Source organism: Tenacibaculum insulae (assembly GCF_964512435.1).
In the GTDB taxonomy this organism is placed as follows: Bacteria; Bacteroidota; Bacteroidia; order Flavobacteriales; family Flavobacteriaceae; genus Polaribacter; species Polaribacter insulae_A.
Genome location: NZ_OZ208512.1, coordinates 1,215,969 through 1,234,085, shown reverse-complemented (window position 1 = coordinate 1,234,085; position 18,117 = coordinate 1,215,969). Strand labels below are relative to the sequence as shown.

General features: G+C 29.5%; 14 protein-coding genes. 11 read left to right on the top strand and 3 right to left on the bottom strand.

Annotated features, from left to right (window positions below; genetic code table 11):
* Positions 1-10 precede the first annotated feature (10 nt).
* On the bottom strand, positions 11-3,394 hold the full coding sequence (locus tag ACN5J5_RS05695; RefSeq protein WP_418646341.1) for a GEVED domain-containing protein: 3,384 nt from the start codon (positions 3,392-3,394) through the stop codon (positions 11-13).
* Between the two features lie 284 nt (positions 3,395-3,678).
* Here ACN5J5_RS05695 and ACN5J5_RS05690 point away from each other — a divergent pair, with 284 nt between their 5' ends.
* The 6 genes from ACN5J5_RS05690 to ACN5J5_RS05665 are packed head-to-tail and all read left to right on the top strand — an operon-like array spanning position 3,679 to position 10,397.
* Positions 3,679-5,340, top strand: a complete 1,662-nt coding sequence (locus ACN5J5_RS05690) for an ABC transporter ATP-binding protein (RefSeq protein WP_418646340.1) — start codon at positions 3,679-3,681, stop codon at positions 5,338-5,340.
* Between the two features lie 57 nt (positions 5,341-5,397).
* Complete coding sequence (locus tag ACN5J5_RS05685; RefSeq protein ID WP_418646339.1) at positions 5,398-6,414, top strand: sugar phosphate nucleotidyltransferase; 1,017 nt, start codon at positions 5,398-5,400, stop codon at positions 6,412-6,414.
* Positions 6,392-7,369, top strand: coding sequence for a tetratricopeptide repeat protein (locus ACN5J5_RS05680; protein ID WP_418646338.1), 978 nt, complete (start codon positions 6,392-6,394; stop codon positions 7,367-7,369). The genes ACN5J5_RS05685 and ACN5J5_RS05680 overlap by 23 nt, the downstream gene beginning before the upstream one ends.
* 4 nt (positions 7,370-7,373) lie before the next feature.
* Positions 7,374-8,144, top strand: coding sequence for a DUF4292 domain-containing protein (locus tag ACN5J5_RS05675; RefSeq protein WP_418646337.1), 771 nt, complete (start codon positions 7,374-7,376; stop codon positions 8,142-8,144).
* Positions 8,144-9,358: a murein hydrolase activator EnvC family protein gene (locus ACN5J5_RS05670; protein WP_418646336.1), complete on the top strand. Its 1,215-nt coding sequence runs from the start codon at positions 8,144-8,146 to the stop codon at positions 9,356-9,358. Before ACN5J5_RS05675 ends, ACN5J5_RS05670 begins: the two co-directional genes overlap by 1 nt.
* A 4-nt stretch (positions 9,359-9,362) precedes the next feature.
* Positions 9,363-10,397 carry an AI-2E family transporter gene (locus tag ACN5J5_RS05665; RefSeq protein ID WP_418646335.1) on the top strand — a complete coding sequence of 345 codons (1,035 nt, stop codon included), beginning with the start codon at positions 9,363-9,365 and terminating at the stop codon, positions 10,395-10,397.
* Between the two features lie 7 nt (positions 10,398-10,404).
* Here ACN5J5_RS05665 and ACN5J5_RS05660 read toward each other — a convergent pair whose 3' ends face one another.
* The gene (locus ACN5J5_RS05660; RefSeq protein WP_418646334.1) at positions 10,405-10,917 is read right to left on the bottom strand and encodes an acyl-CoA thioesterase; all 513 of its coding nucleotides are present in this window, start codon (positions 10,915-10,917) and stop codon (positions 10,405-10,407) included.
* Between the two features lie 61 nt (positions 10,918-10,978).
* Positions 10,979-11,872, bottom strand: a complete 894-nt coding sequence (locus ACN5J5_RS05655; protein WP_418646333.1) for an SPOR domain-containing protein — start codon at positions 11,870-11,872, stop codon at positions 10,979-10,981.
* A 95-nt stretch (positions 11,873-11,967) separates the two neighbouring features.
* Between ACN5J5_RS05655 and dprA the strand changes: the two genes are divergently transcribed.
* From dprA to ACN5J5_RS05630, 5 genes are all read left to right on the top strand, one after another.
* On the top strand, positions 11,968-13,071 hold the full coding sequence (dprA, locus tag ACN5J5_RS05650; protein WP_418646332.1) for a DNA-processing protein DprA: 1,104 nt from the start codon (positions 11,968-11,970) through the stop codon (positions 13,069-13,071).
* Positions 13,072-13,084: 13 nt separating this feature from the next.
* Positions 13,085-14,170, top strand: a complete 1,086-nt coding sequence (locus ACN5J5_RS05645) for a hypothetical protein (RefSeq protein ID WP_418646331.1) — start codon at positions 13,085-13,087, stop codon at positions 14,168-14,170.
* Positions 14,171-14,391: 221 nt separating this feature from the next.
* Positions 14,392-14,634 (top strand): hypothetical protein, encoded by a 243-nt coding sequence (locus ACN5J5_RS05640; protein ID WP_418646330.1) that lies wholly within the window; start codon positions 14,392-14,394, stop codon positions 14,632-14,634.
* 68 nt (positions 14,635-14,702) lie between these two features.
* The gene (locus ACN5J5_RS05635; protein WP_418646329.1) at positions 14,703-15,497 is read left to right on the top strand and encodes a GLPGLI family protein; all 795 of its coding nucleotides are present in this window, start codon (positions 14,703-14,705) and stop codon (positions 15,495-15,497) included.
* On the top strand, positions 15,490-18,117 hold the full coding sequence (locus tag ACN5J5_RS05630) for a carboxypeptidase-like regulatory domain-containing protein (protein WP_418646328.1): 2,628 nt from the start codon (positions 15,490-15,492) through the stop codon (positions 18,115-18,117). The genes ACN5J5_RS05635 and ACN5J5_RS05630 overlap by 8 nt, the downstream gene beginning before the upstream one ends.

Below are 18,117 nucleotides of genomic sequence, written 5' to 3'. Positions count from 1 at the left end.
GAAACCTTTTTTATTGCTTCATTATTTTAGTTTTTAATGATTTTTGACCGTCATTTACTTCTAAAATATACATTCCTGTTGTAAGGTTAGAAACGTTAATATTCGCCGAATTTAACTTTCCTTTTTGTACTACACGACCAATTACGTTTACAATTTTATAAGTCATGTTATCAGCTTTAGAGGCTAATTTAACTTGAATATTGTTTACTGCTGGGTTTGGATATGCAACTAAACTTAAACTAGCTTCATTACCTAAAACGTCTGCATTAACATCAGTATAAATTACATTTAAGTTAGCGCTTGATGCGGTAATATTAACCGTATAATCTTCTACTTCACCGTCTGCAAAGTTTTCACAAGCTGTTTGAGCTGCATCATACTTCATAGAAACACGCATTCTTGTTTGTCCTAATGTTGCGTTAGAAGGTACAGCTACCGTTGCTGTTAAATTATTTGCGCTTGATGATGATCCTGAAACTACTTTTTCACTGTCTGAAAAAGTTCCGTCTTGATTAAAATCAATCCAAACTGCCCAGTATTCTGTGTATGCTGTACCAGAAAAACCAGCACTTACAATCATAGAGTTTGAACTTCCTTGACCTAATGTTGCTACTTTAGATGTAAAATCTCCGTAACCACTATTTCCTGCCGTTGCATTTGTCATTCCACCTAACTCTACATTATCAATCCATTCGTAAGTAGATCTGTTTCCTTTTGATGCACAATAAGAAACTTGGTTAGATAACGTTGTTGCATTTAATACATTACTTGCTAATGATACATTACCTGCCGCATCTTTTGCTCTTACAGTAAATGTATAAGTTGTTGCTGCGGTTAAACCTGTAATGTTTGCTGATGTATTTGCTGTAGATCCTATTTTTGAACTTCCTTGGTATACATCATATTCCGTTACTCCTACATTATCTGTTGCTGCAGACCAGTTTAACGTTAATGTTGTTTGTGCTACATTTGATGCTGATAAACTAGCTGGCGCACTTGGTGCTGTTGTATCTGCTTGAGAAGCGCCAATAACCACTGTATAATCTTCTACTTCTCCATAATCAAAAGAAGTTTCACATGCTGTTGGTGTAGCATTATATTTTAAAACTACACGCATTCTTGTTGCTCCGTTTACGGCAGAAGATGGCACTGTAAAAGATCCGCTTACTGGCGTAGTTTTCGATTTAGATTTTGTCCAAACTGTTTCACCAGCATCAGAGAAATCTCCATCTTGGTTATAATCAATCCAAACACCATAACCTTCATCATACGTTGTTCCAGTCCATTTTGGAGTAATTGTAATTGTATTAGATTCTCCTTTTGTTAAATCTGTAGATATTGAAGTGTGATCAGAATAACCATTACCTCCCGCAGATGTATTATTAATTGTTCCTAAAACAACTTTTTGAATGTACTCATCAGCAACACTATTTCCTTTAGAATTACAATAAGAAATTGTAACAGCTGGTGTTGTAAAGTTTACTGATGCACTATAATTTGAATTTCCTGAAGAACACTTGCTACGTACTTGAACTTCATATGTTGTTGAAGCTGATAAACCACTCAATACTTTTGTAGTTGTTGAAACTGCACTTGTAGACCAAGAAGAAGCTGAAGTAGCTTTATACCTAACATCATAAGTTGCTCCTGTAACTGCTGCCCAATTTACAGTTGCTCCTGTTGTAGCAACTCCCGTTGCTGTAATTCCTGTTGGTACAGTAGCATTACATACAACTGGTGCACCTGTAATACCAGTTACGATTAAAGAATAGTTTTGGCTTCCACCAGTTAAAGATCCTTTATGAGTTACTGTTATTGTATATGTTCCTGAAGCTCCTGATACATCAATTCTTTCAAAAGGATCAACATTGTTGTCTCTTTTAGTATTGGTAGTTGCTCCTGTTAATTCGTATGGTAAATATGTTGTTCCGTTTTTAGAAACTCTAATATCTAAATCGTTTACTAAAACAGGCGTAGTTGAATTTACTGTTGATGTTGCAGTACCTGCTCTATCGGTCCAAGAAATAGACGCTAATAATGGGTTAACACCATCAGAATCTACAGTAATTGTATATGTTTGACCCGATGTTAATGTTAATTCTTCTATTTTAGATTGATTTCCTTTATTGGTAATTGCTACAGCAGCTCTTTTAGTATGCAATAATCCCCATCCAAAAACAGCGTCTGGTCCTGCTGCACCAGCATCATCAGCAGTATGTAGTGCTAATCCTTTTAAAGTAGCAGCTTTCATAAAACTACCATTATTTAAGTTTTTGTGATGTTGTTGTAATAATATTAAAGAACCAGCAACGTTTGGCGAAGCCATTGAAGTACCTGTAATAGAATTATAAGCCGTATCACTAGTTTCGTAAGTAGAATAAACTCCTGAACCGTTACCAGTAATATCTGGCTTAATACGAAAATCATCCGTTGGTCCTTCACTACTACTTGGTGCAATTGCTACAGAAACTAAATTTCCGTTAGCATCAATATTTGCATCTTGTGCGTTGGCTACAACTAAGTTATTTTTAGAAACTGAATGCCCTGTTAATTTATCAAAACCATAACCTCCTGTTGGGTTTGTATTTGCACTATTATCGCTACCATCATTACCTGCAGCAACAACCATTAAAAAGTTTGGAGCGTTAAATAAAATCTCATCCCATGCTCTTGATTCTTCAATATATCCTCCAAAATAATTTTGTGGTAATTGAACTTGACCTTGTTGATTTCTTGTTGCATATCCGTAAGAGTGATTAGAAATTAACATTCCGTTTGATGCAGCTGATGTTACTTCGGCTTTATCATTATTCCAATCATAACCTACAGCTTTTGCGTGTGGTGCCATTCCTTTTGCATTTGCATCAACACCAGATGCCATAATGGTACCTGTTACATGCGCTGAATGATAATGTCTTGCTGTTGTACCATCTCCAATAGAAAAACGGTTATTTCCACCAGCACCATCATATTCTTGGTGCGTTGTTCTTGCCAAACCACCATCCCAAACATGGGCAGTCATTCCCTGACCCATTAAGTTTAACCCTAATGATCCTCCTGAATTTAAGTGATTTGTTCTTGTTGATTTTGCCGCATCTACATTATAAGTAGTGTAGTAAATAGGTTTTCCGTTAACAACTCTTTGCAGTTCTAATAAACTACCTTTTTTGGTTGTAAACTTCGTTTTCCAACCTTTTTGTTTGGCTATTTGTATAGCTTGTTGCTTTTCTGTTTTTGCAATTTTCTGAAAGTTTCCTTTCAATTTTTGAAGCTTGGTTAAATCGTATTTACTACGAATTTGTTCTACTTCTCTTTTGTCTTGAGCTTGTGCCTGGAAATTTAATCCAAAGACAACACTAGCCAATACAAGACCTTTTAAGTACTTGTGTTTCATTTTTGAAGGGTTTTTATATGTTGTTTAAGTAAAATGATACTTTATGTTAATAAAACTTAAATTTTTATCATTTTACGCCACAAATATAATAAAAAAATATATTATTCATAAAAATTAAACATTTACATAGATAAAATCATAAAATTAAACATTTATACTTACCACAAACCCAGTAAAACAATAGGCTTATAGCTTAATCATTAATTATCAATAAATTACATTTAACCTTGTTTTTTAAAAAGATTTCAAAAATATTAATCGTATTTTTATTAAAATTTAAGCAAATGTTGCAAGTTAAAAGTCTAGAAATAAGTTTTAAAAATGCTCCGTCGGTGGTAAGCAATATTTCTTTTGATTTAAATAAAAATGAAATTGTAGGAATTGTAGGGGAAAGTGGTAGCGGAAAATCGATTACTTCATTAGCTATTTTAGGTCTTTTACCAAAATTTGCGAATATAAAAGGAGAGGTTTTATTTGATGGTAAAAACCTATTGACATATACTGATAAAGATTTTCAAAAAATTAGAGGTAGTAAAATAGCCATGATTTTTCAAGAACCGATGAGTTCTTTAAATCCCACTTTATCTTGTGGTGTTCAGGTTGCTGAAATTTTACAACAACATACCAATCTATCATCCGAAGAAATAAAAAATGAGGTTATTAATTTATTCGAAAAAGTTAAACTTCCAAGACCAAAAGCTATTTACAGCTCGTATCCGCATCAAATAAGTGGTGGACAAAAACAACGGGTTATGATTGCCATGGCAATTGCTTGCAAACCGTTACTTTTAATTGCTGATGAACCTACAACTGCGTTGGATGTTACCGTGCAAAAAGAAATAATTTTACTTTTAAAAGAATTACAACAAGAGTATAAAATAGGAATTATTTTTATTTCTCATGATTTAGCATTGGTTTCTGAAATTGCAAATACCGTAGTTGTAATGCATAAAGGAAATATTGTTGAACAGGGTAAAACGAGTGAAGTATTTTTACATCCGAAGAAAAATTACACCAAAGCACTTATAAACTCGAAACCTAAAAATGAAAAACGATTTAAAATATTACCAACCGTAAACGATTTTATAAATAATACTGTAAATAATACTTTATATTCTGATGAAGAACGCACTGCCTTTCATCAAAAAATATATGGAAAAACACCATTGTTAGAGATTAAAAATTTAAACAAAAATTTTATTTCTAACGCTTCTTGGTTTACTAAACCTACCATTGTAAAAGCAGTAAATGAAGTGTCTTTTAAAATTTATGAAGGGGAAACTTTAGGATTAGTAGGAGAGAGCGGTTGCGGAAAAACAACTTTAAGTAGAACTATTTTACGGTTAGAAAAGGCAACATCAGGACAAATAATTTATAACGGAACGGATATTACAAAACTTTCAAAATCAGCATTTAAAAAACTACGAAAAGAAATTCAAATTATTTTTCAAGATCCGTTTTCATCTTTAAACCCAAGAATTACTGTTGGTAACGCCATTCTTGAACCGATGAAAGTCCATAATATTTTAAATTCTACTAAAGAACGTAAAGAATATGTGTATAATTTATTAGAAAAAGTTGGGTTAGACAAAGAACATTTTCATAGATATCCGCATGAATTTTCTGGCGGACAGCGACAACGAATTGGTATTGCTCGTACCATTGCTTTACAACCAAAATTAATTATTTGTGACGAATCTGTTTCTGCTTTAGACGTATCGGTACAAGCTCAGGTTTTAAACTTATTAAATCAATTAAAATCAGAATTTAATTTTACCTATATTTTTATTTCTCACGATTTATCAGTTGTAAAATACATGGCCGATCAATTGGTAGTAATGAATAAAGGTAAAATAGAAGAAATTGCTGATGCTGATGAAATTTATACAAATCCAAAAACCAATTATACCAAAACATTAATAGCGGCAATACCCAAAGGTTTGTAACTTTTTTCAATGCTTTATTAATGGTATATTGCACCGTTAAAAAACGAAAAGAAAAATATGAAGATAATCGTTCCAATGGCTGGAATTGGGTCTCGTTTAAGACCACATACGCTTACAACACCAAAACCATTAACTGTTATAGCGGGTAAACCAATAGTACAGCGTTTGGTTGAAGATATTACTTCGGTTGTAAACCAACCAATAGAAGAAATTGCATTTATTATTGGTACTGCTGCGAAAGGTTTTCCTGCAGATACAGAAGCTAAATTAATTGCAATTGCCGAAAGTTTAGGAGCTAAAGGTTCTGTTTATGTTCAAGAAGAAGCTTTAGGAACCGCGCATGCTATTTTTTGTGCAAAAGAATCGTTAAACGGATCGTGTGTTGTAGCTTTTGCAGATACTTTATTTAAAGCTGATTTTACGTTAGATGCCAATGCTGACGGTGCCATTTGGGTAAAGCAAGTAGCAGACCCAAGTGCTTTTGGAGTAGTAAAATTGAACGACGGATTTATTACTGATTTTATTGAAAAGCCAAAAGAGTTTGTTTCTGACTTAGCAATTATTGGTATTTATTATTTTAAAGATGGTGATAAAGTTCGCGAAGAAATAAAACATTTAATTGATAATGATATTCGTCCTTCAGGGGAGTTTCAATTAACCGAAGTTTTAGAGTCTTTAAAACAACAAGGCGCTAAATTTATTCCTGGTAAAGTGGATGCTTGGATGGATTGTGGTAAAAAAGATCCAACGGTTGATACCAACAAGCAAGTTTTAGGTTTTGAACAAGCCGATGGCAACAATTTAGTAGCTACAGACGTTGTATTAGAAAATTCAGAAATTATTCAACCTTGTTTTGTGGGTAAAAATGTAGTTTTAAAAAATACCAAAATCGGACCTTATGTTTCTATTGGAGAAAACAGTGTTGTAGAAAACTCAACCATTGTAAATTCATTAATTCAAACAAATGTTCACATATCTAATGCAAAATTAGATAACGCTATGATTGGTAATCATGCAAAATATAATGCTAATTATACATCGGTAAGTATAGGTGATTATACAGATCTTACATAAAAAAATAATACATACAACATCAACAATTAAAGGTTTTTTAGCTTTATTATTGATGTTGTATTCTCTTTCTTTCTACTCGCAAGATAGCATAGTTGCAGCTATAGATGTTAGTGAAAAAAACAACATCAAATTTCAAGAAAACTTTTTTAAAGCACTTTCAGAAAAAGCAATATTTAATTACAAAAAAGCAATTGAATATTTACAAAATTGTAACGACTTAATACCAAATAGTAAATCGGTTTTATTTGAGTTTTCTAAAAACTATTTAAAATTAGGAAGAAATAATGAAGCGTTAGATTATGTTAATTTAGCCTTAGCTAAAGATGCTGATAACCTTTGGATGTTAACCCATAAAGTTACCATTTTAAGAAGAATTGCTAATTTTGAGGAAGCCATAATTACACAGCAAAAAATTGCAGCAAAACATCCGAAGAAAAAGCAAACCTTAGTTTATTTACATTTACAAAACAGAGATGTAGCGTCTGCTAAAAAAGTACTTACTGAATTAAAAGAAGCAAAGTTATTAAATTCGAGATTACGGCAAATTCAAGATAAACTAGATAATAGACCATCTAGAGTTAAAAAATCAGCAGAAAAACCTGTGAATTCCGATTTTCGAACTGCTTTTAAAAAAGAAAAAACTTTTACTAACTTAAAGCTTTTGCTAAACGAATTAACCGAAAAGAATGATACTGATTTGTTAAAATATAGTGAGCAAGGTTTAGCCTTGTTTCCGGCACAACCTTTTGTGTATTTAATAAACGGTAAAGCACTTAACAATAACAAGCAACATAAAAAAGCATTACTTAGTTTACAAAATGGCATTGATTTTGTAATTGATAACAACAAAATTGAAGCAAAGTTTTATTTAGAAATGGCTAGAGCTTACAAAAGCTTAAACAATACAAAAAAAGCAAATTCTTATAAAAATAAAGCCGCCAAAGTGCTAAAATAATTTTATGAAATATTTTACAATACTTATTTTATTATTTTTAAGTTTTACTTCTTGTAAATCGAGTAAAAACATAACTGATAAATCATCAGTAATTAAAAAACTATCTGCCCGTAAAGTGGCAAAAAAACATATTGCAGCTAGTTTTGATAAAAAAACAGTGGATGCTCGTTTAAAAGTAAATTATAAAAATAAGAAAGAAAAAGTAGGGTTTTCAGTACGAATGAAAATTAAAAAAGATACTGTTATTTGGTTAAAAGGAACCAAACTTATTACAGTTTTTAAAGCCAAAATTACGCCTACAAAAGTGCAATTTTACTCGCCATACACTAAAAATTATTTTGATGGAGATTTTTCGATGTTAAAAAAACTTTTAGGCACTGATATTAATTTTTATCAATTACAAAATATGCTGTTAGGGCAAGCTTTATTAGATGTAAAAGCTAAACGACATGAAGTAGAAATTGTTAAAAATTCCTATCAACTTTCACCAAAAAAACAATCAAATTTATTTGACATCTTTTTTTACGTAAATCCGATAAATTATAAGCTAGATAAACAATCGTTAGTAAATTCTATTAAAAAGCAACGTTTAGATATCGCGTACCCAAAATATTCTACTAAAAATGGTGTTTTATTTCCTAATAAAATTACCATTAATGCAAAACAACAAAATAGCATTACCAATATTGATATTACTACAAAATCGGTAATTTTTAACACCAAGTTAAATATTGGTTTTAAAATGCCAAATGGCTATAAAGAAATTAAATTATAATGAATAAAACTGTTTTATACATCTCGTTTTTATGCCTTTTTTTAGCAGGATTTTCTTCGTTTAGTCAAGAAAGAAAAACGCTGGAAAAAAAACACAAAAAGCTTACAAATGAAATTAAACAGATTAATAATTTGTTATTTAAAGCTAAAAAAGAAAAAGGAAATGTTTTAGAAGATTTAAAAGATTTAAATCAAAAAATTGATACAAGAGCGCAATTAATTGAGGTAATTGAGTTAGAAACTAAAAAATTATCAAAAGAAATAAAAGCAAACGAAAAACAGCTTGCTAATTACAACGATCAGCTAAAAAAATTAAAAAAAGAATATGCTGATATGGTTGTAAAAACACATAAAAGTAAATCGCAACAAAGTAAAACCATGTTTTTACTCTCTTCAGAAAGTTTTTATCAGGCTTATAAGCGGTTAAAATACATGCAACAATACAATGATTATCGAAAAAAACAAGGAGAAGATATTGTTGTTAGAACTACTGAAATTAAACATTTTAACGACTCGTTAATTCAAAAGAAAAAAGTAAAAGAGTTATTAATTTCTGATGAAAAATCGCAAAAAGAAAAAATAGAATCTGATAAAAAAAGTCAAGAAAAATTAGTTTCTAAAATTAAAAGAGACGAAAAGAAATACAAGCGAAATTTACAAAGAAAAATTAAAGAAGATAAGAAGATAACCGATCGTATTGATAAATTAATTAAAGATGCCATTGCTAAGGCAAATAAAGGTAAAAAGGCAACTAAAAAAGGAACTTCGGGATTTGTTTTAGATGCTGCTGAAAAGAAATTATTAGCCAATTTTGAACAAAATAAAGGCCGTTTACCTTGGCCAGTTAATGGAATTATTACTAGAAAATATGGTATACAACCGCATCCTACATTTTCTGGTATTAAAATAAACAGTCCAGGTTTACATATTGTAACCAAAGCAAATACTGATGCTAAAAGCATTTTTAATGGTAAAGTTTTAGCCTTGCAATCGCAAACTGGAGGAAAAAAATCAGTATTAATACAACACGGTAGTTATATATCTTCTTACAATAATTTAGAAAATGTGTATGTAAAAAAAGGTGATGTTGTAAAAACAGGTGATAAAGTAGGTAAAATTTTTACTGATAAAATTTCGGGTAAAACAAAATTACTTTTTGTATTGTTTAAAAATACCTCTAAATTAAATCCCTCAAGTTGGATTCGTACAAATTAAATAAATGAAAAATTCTGCAAATTTTATCATCATAATTATTGCTGTAATTACCACTTTAGTTATTGGTAAAGGAATTTTAATTCCGTTTATTTTTGCTTTAATTTTTTGGTTTTTAACACGTGAAATACGTAAAACCATTTATAAAATACCTTTTGCTAAAAAGTTTATTCCTATTTGGTTGTGTAATCTTTTTGTATTTACAATTATCGTTTTAAGTTTTGGTTTTGTGTCAGGCATTATTACCAATAGTATTACAAATTTATCTACTTCGTACTCAAAATATGAGCCAAATATTGGGGCTATTATTAATAATTTAGATGCTTATTTTCATATTGATATTATCAAATCAATAAAATCGGTAATAGGTGATTTTAACTACGGATCGGTTTTAGGAAACATCGCAAACGGTATTAGCAGCTTGTTAGGCGATACTTTTATGATTATAATTTATGCCTTGTTTATCTTTTTAGAAGAAAGTAGTTTTAAAAGAAAATTAATTAAAATGTTTGCTCAAAAAGAAGAGCAATATGCAAGTATGCAAGCTATGTTAAGTAAAATAGAATTTTCAATTTCTAATTACTTGCGATTAAAAACCTATGTAAGTTTGTTAACAGGCTTTTTAAGCTATTTTGTTTTATTAATGGTTGGTGTAGATAGCGCTCCGTTTTGGGCTTTTTTAATCTTTTTATTAAACTATATACCAACAATTGGCTCTTTAATAGCAACAATTTTTCCTGCTATTTTTAGTTTAATTCAATTTGGCGAATTCACACCATTTTTAATTGTATTAGTTGCCGTAGGTTCTGTTCAGGTAATTGTTGGTAATATTATTGAGCCTAAATTATTTGGTAAATCACTAAATTTAAGTCCGCTTGTAACCATACTTTCACTAGCAATTTGGGGAAAAATTTGGGGTATTACTGGTATGATTTTAAGTGTACCAATTACCGTAATTATGATTATTATCTTTTCTCAATTCGAAAAAACAAAATCAGTTGCCATCTTACTATCAGAAGATGGTAATTTAGATAAGGTTTAAACTGTTTTTATCCTAAAAACAACGCTTTTAATTCCTTTGCTTCTTTAGGATCTAATTTACCCGCTAAAACTAAGCTTAATTGCTTTCTACGTAGTGCAGCATCAAAACGAGTTTTTTCTAACTCGGTTTCTGGTTCAATTGGTGGAATCGGAACTGGTTTACCCGTTTCATCAACAGCAACAAATGTATAAATACCTTCGTTTACCTTTGTTTTTTCACCAGATTGACGGTCTTCTATCCAAACATCAACATAAATTTCCATTGACGATTTAAAAGCTCGTGAAACCTTAGCTTCTAAAGTAACTACACTTCCTACAGGAACCGATTTTGTAAACGCAACATGATTTACAGAGGCTGTAACCACAATTCGTCTAGAATGACGGCGTGCAGCAATACTACAAGCTCTATCCATACGAGCTAATAACTCTCCTCCAAAAAGATTGTCTAAATAATTCGTTTCTCCTGGTAAAACAAGATCAGTAAGTACCGTTAATGATTCTTTAGGTGTTCTAGCTCTCATCAATTAAAATTTTGATGCAAAGATATACATAAAGCTAAAAAGTAGGTAATTTAAAAAGTGATTATTTAATCAATAACCAAGCATCTTCGCTAATTGTTTCTTTAATTTTGGTTAACTCTTTACGTGCAACTTCTTTAGAGTTATAACTAGAGAAAGTAACTTGCGTTAAACCAAATTTATTTTTACCAATTATTTTAGCATCATATCCTAATGCTTGCAATTCAGTTAATTTATTTTCAGCGTTTTTTACTTCCTGAAATGCGCCTGCAATAATATGAAAATGTTCATTTTCAGCTTTATCTACATTTAAGTTAATAGTAGGTAACGGATTATCAATTACAAAAGTTGCAGATTGTATTTTTTTAGTTTCCTCTTTTTGCTGTGTGGCAAACAATTCTTTTTCAGATTGTTTTTGTATACGATTCCAACCAACATAAACCACACCAACTAAAATAGCTGCCGTTGCGGCATATTTTATAAAAACTGGACGATTATTTTCTTTTGTAACTACTGGTAATGGTTTTACTTTTTCTTTAAACCTTGTTACCGAAGCGGTTTCAACTGCTGATAAACCAAAAGATTCAACTAAAAAATTACTGTCTTTATTTGGTTCAAAAACAACTTTTTTAGCTTCGTTTAAAGATAAACTTCCAACAAGAGCTATTTTTACCGAACTCGTTTCAAGTTCTTTTTTCCATGCAGTAATTTCATTTGCAATAAAAGTAGTTGCCTCTTCAAAAGAAATATTTTTGTTTGAAGCAACGTAATTTGCCAATAAACCATCGTTATGCTGCAAATACGAATTAAAAGTAATTTGTTTTTTCGGCGGATAAAATGTTTGAGTAGCATCATTCATTTTAGCACCTATTTTGTTGGTTACAAAACCTCCAAAATTAGGAACAATTACGCAATCATATCTGTATAATAAATCGTTTATAAAGTTGGCTAATGTCATAATAACAAATATAGTTTTTTTACTGACTAATTGCTGTTTTGTATCTAAATTTTATCAACAGTTTTTTTGTATATTGATAATCAAATTATTGCCGCATGAAACACGAAAAAACACTTGCTATTTTACGATTACAAACTACTAAAAATGTAGGCGATATTTTAGCAAAAAAGTTAATTGCAGCTACTGGTAGTGTAGAACAAGTGTTTAAAGAAAAAGCAACAACTTTGCAAAAAATAAACGGAATTGGCGCACATGTAACAAATAGTTTATTTAACATTACCAACATAAAAAGAGCAGAGGAGGAGCTGGCTTATATCAATAAAAATAACCTTCAGTTTTCTTATTTTTTAGCGGATGATTATCCGCAGAATTTAAAACATTGTATTGATGCACCAATACTAATTTTTAAAGACGGAAATATAAACCTCAACAATCAAAAAATTGTTTCTATTGTTGGTACCCGAAAAATTACTTCGTATGGTCGTGATTTTTGTAATCAATTAATTAATGATTTAACAAAATACAATCCGATAATTGTTAGCGGATTTGCTTACGGAGTTGATATTTGTGCTCATAAAGCGGCTATTAAAAACAACTTACAAACCATTGCTGTAATGGCTCACGGAATGGAACAAATTTATCCGAAGGTTCATAAAAAATATAGTAATGAAGTAACTAAAAATGGGGGATTTATAACCGAATTTTGGCATGATGAGCAGCCTCTTCGCGAAAATTTTTTAAAACGTAATCGCATTGTCGCAGGCATTTCAAAAGCAACAATTATTTTAGAATCTGCCGAAAAAGGAGGTTCTTTAGTTACTGCAGATATTGCAAACTCGTATAATCGTGATGTTTTTTCTTTACCGGGCAGAACTACCGATATGTTTAGCAAAGGTTGTAATCATCTTATAAAAAATAACCAAGCACATTTATTAACCTCGGCAAGTGACATTGTAAAAATGTTGAATTGGGATATTCAACAACCGCAACAAACAAGCGCTATACAGCAACAATTATTTGTTAATTTAAACGATACTGAACAAAAAGTGTATGATTTTTTACATGAAAATGGCAAACAATTATTAGATGTTATCGCCTTAAAATGTGAAATTCCGGTATATAAATTATCATCAATATTACTAGAAATGGAACTAAAAGGTATAATAAAACCTTTGCCCGGTAAATTGTTTGCCATTTAGTACCTTTGAGGCTATGGCGCAAGAAAAATTAATATCGCAAAGAAAACCTGCATATCCTGTTAATAAAAAATTGTCTAATTATTTAAAAAGGCACAACAGAACCATTCAAATTCCAATTTTTTATGATGATTTGTTGCGTTTTCACGGATCGATTGCCGTGTATGACAAACATGATAATGATACACTTTGGGTGCGTGTATATTACAACGAATTTGAGCGTCAAGAAATAGATTTCAGTTTAAAAAAAGTATATAATATTTTACACTCTAACGGGTCGGATGCCAGTATAAAACACTTAAATATTGATGCTGTAGATTTTTGTACGTTTGGTAATTCGCAGCCATTTAGAGTAAAGGTCCGAAATATTTTAAACGATAATTACACCTATTTTTATGTAAAAAAAACCGATGCTTCTCGTATTTATGGTTTAGAGTTAGAAGATATTTTATCGCCTTATAATTTAAACTTTTTAGTACATCAAGATACTTTAATTGAAGAGCATATTTCTGGTATTCCGGGTGATATTTTTATCAAAGATTATTTAGCTGATTGTTTAGAAATTGAAAAAGCTCAAATTGCCAAAGAATTTGTAAAGTTTAACGAGCGTTGTATGATTCGTTTATTAGGCGATATGCGTTCGTACAATTATGTTGTGGTGCCAACACACGATTTTGAAAATGTGGTGTATAAAATTCGCCCTATAGATTTTGATCAGCAATGTTACGAAGGAAAATTTAAAGTTTATTATCCGCAGTTTTTTAAAGAAAACTTAAAAATGGTACAGTTAGTTGCCAAAAAATTAACTTCAGAATCGGTAGAGCAGTATCAATTAGAAGAACGATCTATCGTTGCAAAACGAATTTTAGGTTCTCGTTCTCGATTAAACAGATTGCTTGCCGCAATGAAATCAGACAATATTTCGATACCTAAAAATATTAAAAAATTAAAAGCTGAAATTTTCGAGTTTACAGGTGATATTAATTTTAGAGATAGCGACGGAATGGGCGAAATACTAGACAATGCCTTAAGTTTTGTTCGTAGAAATTACGAAGATGTAACCCTAAAAAGTATTATACAGCAACAGCAGAAAATTTATTAATAAAGTTTTCATTAAAAAGTTGTGACTTCCGTTTTTTTTTTTAGGTTTGAAATGTTTTTTTGAAGAAACTTGCTACTTCTTTAAAAATTGCTAGCACCCCCTAATAAAGAAAATAAAAATTGCGCAACTTTCTTTTATTAGTTTCTTAAGATCTTAAAATTAAAGTTAAAACGTGCTACTACGTTTTAATAAACTATTTATTAACTTTTTAAACATAAAAAATGAAAAAAATATTAGTAGTAATTGCCGTTGTATTTACAACAAATGCTTTTTGTGTAACTAACAACATTGCACCTCCTCATACAATACTTACTTCTTGCGGTACATCTTATGAATTTGATGATGCAGGTATGTCTTCTGATGATATTTTTGATGAAGCTGAATTTCAAGAATGGTTAGATTGTGAAGGAGGAAATGAGCTCTTACAAGAATATTTTAATGGAGGTTTTGACAAAACTTGGTAATTAAATTTATAATGTTTGATGTGCAATTTTTACACATCAAACATTTATTTTTAAACAAAAAAATTACTATGAAAAAATATTTTACGCTTTCACTATTACTTTCCGTCTTTATATGCTTTGGGCAACAAGAAAACTATAATTATAAATTTACCTATAAAGTATCTGTACAACCAGATGCAATCAACAATAATATAATTGATACAGAAAACATGAGCTTGTTTGTTGGTAAAAAAAGTAGTATTTATATAAGCCCTACTAAGCTAATTATTGATTCTGCTAGAGTAGCTATTAAAAAAAGAGGCGGTAGTTATTACGAACTTTCTGATATAAAACAAGCACACCCTAAAAACAAAATACAGTCATCTATTAAAAAAAATTATCGGATTAAAGATTTTATCTTTCAGAATAATTTAATGTTAAAAACCTTTGAATTTCCAAGGACAAAACTACCAGTTTTTAATTGGAAAATCACCAACACAACCAACACATTATTAGGTTATAAATGCCTGTTAGCTACCCTAACATATAAAGGCAGAAATTATAAAGCTTGGTTTAGTACCTCAATACCTATACAAGACGGTCCTTGGAAATTTTATGGCTTACCTGGCTTAATTTTTAAAATTGCCGATACCCAAGATCATTACTCTTTTACCTTAATAGAAATTATAAAGGAAACTAAAAAAATGCCACAACAAAAAGTTGGTAATAAAGTAATTAAAGTTACTTCAAAAACGTATTTAAAAAGTGTTAAAGCTGTTTTTAATAAACATACAGAAAGAGCAATAGGTGAGTCAAGAATAAGAATGAAAAAAACTGCAAAAAGTATTGGTACAAAAAAAGGAAACCCGATTGAGCTTGAGTAAAAAACTATTGTTTTTTTTAATTTTTATAAGTGGTTTTTGTGTCGCACAAACCACAATTAAAGGGCGTATTGTTGATGAACAAAATACACCTTTAGAAAACGTTACTGTAATAATTGAAACTATTAAAAATACTACTATTTTAAGCTATACAGCTACAAATAGTAAAGGGATGTATACATTAAGCACTAATAAAACAGATTCTTTAAAAATTAAAGTTTCTTATATGGGTTTTAAATCTCAACAAAAAATAATTTCAAACAAAAATGCAGAAGTAAACTTTACTTTAAATGAAAGTAACGAACAATTAAAAGAGGTTATTGTAAAAAACAAACCCATTGTACAACGAGGAGATACCATAAACTACTCGGTAAATAGTTTTAAAAATCAAAAAGACCAAGTTATTGCTGATGTTTTAAAAAAAATACCTGGTATTGATGTACAATTGGATGGTACTATTTTATATCAAGGTAAACCTATTCAAAAGTATTATATAGAAGGTTTAGATTTACTTGAAGGTAAGTATAATTTAGCCAATAATAATATGCCTGTAAATGCTGTTTCAAGAATCCAGGTATTAGAAAACCATCAACCTATAAAAGTATTAAATGATGTTGTTTTTTCTGATAGAGCTTCGTTAAATATTAAATTAAAGAAAAAAAATGTACTTATTGGTACTGCAAAAATGGGTACTGGTGTATCACCTTTTTTATGGGATGTAAATAGTACTCCTATGTTTTTTTCTAAAAAAAAGCAAACTATTATAAGTTATCAAAGTAATAATACGGGTTATAATGCAAAAAGAGATATAAAAGCATTAACTTTTGATGAATTTATGCAACTACTAAAAAGTAATGCAAAACCTATAGATTGGGTACAAATTTCTCCGATATCTAGACCACCTTTTTCAGAAAAAAACTGGTTAGACAATTCTATTCATTTAATAAGTCTAAATTACTTAGAAAAATTAAAAAATGAGTATCAATTAAAAACCAATATTTCATATGTAAATGATTTTCAGAAGCAAATAGGTACTGTAAATACTGATGTTTTTACTTTAAATGATACTATTACAATTGATGAAAACAAAAAAAATGAACTAAAATTTAACGAATTAAAATCAAAGTTTATTTTAGAAAAAAATACTGACAAAGGCTATTTTAAAAACACGTTAGATTATAATATTTCTTGGAATTCAGAAACAGGTAGTGTTAACAGTAATCAACTAAATCAAGCAGTTAACAAACCAAATTCTCAAATAAACAATAGCTTAAAATGGATATTTCCTTTTAAAAAGAATTTAATAACCGCTAACTCTCAAGTGTTTTATAATACAAATTCAAATACTCTTGGTATTACACCTGGTCAATTTGAAAGTTTATTAACAAACAATAATCCGTATAACCAATTAACGCAAAAAGTAGCACATCATAATTTTTACACAAATAACTCCTTTGCATTAATAAAATCATATAAACGTTTTACTTTGCAACAAAAATTAGGATTTAATTATCAAAATCAGCAATTAAATAGCGGAATTTATATTGATGATTCTTCTGATAAAATTATTGATAATACTTTTATAAACAACACTAAATTTAGTGAAAAGAACATTTATAGTTCAACATCCATTTTATTTGAAAACAATTTTTTTAAAGCTAAGATCGGATTGCCTTTTCGTTATTTAACAATTAATAGAAAAGAAAAAAACAATCTTCAAAATACCAAAACAACTGAATTAATCTTTGAACCTAACATTAATTTATCAAAAGAAATAAATGCGTTCTGGAATATCAGTACTAGTTTATCAAGAGAAAAAAGTTTTGGTAATTTACAAGAGTTATATACCGGTTATATTGTAAATAATTATAGAAATATAAAAGCATATACTTCACAAATTCCTACAAATACAAAAATTAAAAGTAAATTTAATATTGCTTATAAAAATCTTGTAAACGGTGTTTTTATTGATGGCTATTTTATGAATACTCATAATACATCAAACTTAATATATCAGTATGATTATGATAATAATGGAGCTGTGTCAATTTCTTCAATTAAAAAAGAAAACACACGTATAAATAACAATTATAGTTTAAAAATAAGTAAATATTTTGCTAATTTAAACACTACCATTTCCTTAAAAGGTAGTTTATTGATTTCTAAAAAAGAACAATTTTTAAACAATACATTTACGGAGGTAAAAAACAAACAAAAACAACTTAAAGCAACGTTAGATACCGATGTTATAAGCTGGTTAAACATTAATTCTAACCTAACTTTAGCAACTACTAATAACTTTTATAGCAATAATCAATTGCAAGAAGCTAAGCGTTTAAATTTAAATACTGATGCTACTTTTTTTATAAATGATAAACAACTGCTTACATTAAGTTTTGAGCGTTATTCAAATAACTTACTTACCAATCAAAACAATAATTTTTTTAATGCAATTTACAGACATAATTTTTCTAAAAAAGGAATGAGTTTTGAATTAAAATGGAACAATATTTTAAATACATCTCTATATGAAAATGTATTTATTTCAAATTTTTCAACTATAAAAACAACCTATAACATTAGGCCTTCTCAGATATTAGCAAGTTTAAAATTTCGTTTTTAA